The organism is Nitrincola nitratireducens, from assembly GCF_000585235.1.
GTDB lineage: Bacteria > Pseudomonadota > Gammaproteobacteria > Pseudomonadales > Balneatricaceae > Nitrincola > Nitrincola alkalisediminis.
This window is the reverse complement of record NZ_AONB01000063.1, coordinates 1-795: the sequence shown is the minus strand read 5'-3', so window position 1 is coordinate 795 and position 795 is coordinate 1. Positions and strand designations below refer to the sequence as shown.

2 protein-coding genes are annotated in these 795 nt (G+C 39.4%); both read left to right on the top strand.

What is annotated here, in order from left to right:
* Nucleotides 1–244 (top strand): hypothetical protein (locus tag D791_RS18625; protein ID WP_157682437.1); only part of this gene is annotated, 244 nt, incomplete at its 5' end.
* On the top strand, nucleotides 241–795 hold a 555-nt coding region (locus D791_RS18620), incomplete at its 3' end, for a hypothetical protein (RefSeq protein ID WP_036515058.1). The genes D791_RS18625 and D791_RS18620, both read left to right, overlap by 4 nt.

Sequence of the window (795 nt, the reverse complement as noted above, 5' to 3'; positions counted from 1 at the left end):
GTTGACGGCGTTTGGAGTTACCATCTTAGCGGCAGCTGGTGTTGCACTTGCGCCTATGGTGATAGCAGGAGTTGGGTTTGCTGTTGTCGCAGTAGCAGGGGCTTTAATTGGCTATGTTATAAATACTTCTGGTGTAAAGGATAAGGCGCTGAGAGCTTTTCGTGAATGGAGTTCAAACACAACTATTAACCAACCTGACTTTCAAAATTCTGATTTGTATCAGGGAATGATGGTGGCGCCATGAAGATTAATCAAAAATATGATCATCCCATCGAAAGTACGGGTGTTACTAGACCGCGCTGGGTGGAAAATCCAAATCCAGAATTTGAGCCTTTATGGGTAATGGTCAAAAATATTTTAATTTTCTTTCTAGCAGTTCACGCAATGGTGCTTTTTGGGAACTTCTTTTTAGAGGTAATGCATCCGCTAACCATAGTAAACATTGCTATGACAATGATAGTTCCAATCGTCGTTATTAGCACTGCTTTTTTACAGTCTCGAAAACCAGAGCCGGATGACTTGTATTTGAGTAATCTTGGAACCTTGGCGCTTAGAATATTTGTATACTTAGGTGCAAATGTTGCTCTTATTTTATCCATTAGTTTTGGTGTTTTTCCTATTATATTCAGCGCACTTTTAATTGCTTGCATCGTCATTGAACTATTATCTTACCTGACCTATCGTTCATATTCTGATGACATGATTCGAGAAATAATCGAAGAAAGAAAAATGCTTTCACCTGTGAATGAAAATAATGAATTCTGGTTCTTAACCAGAGGGGGCGATGTAGGCTCT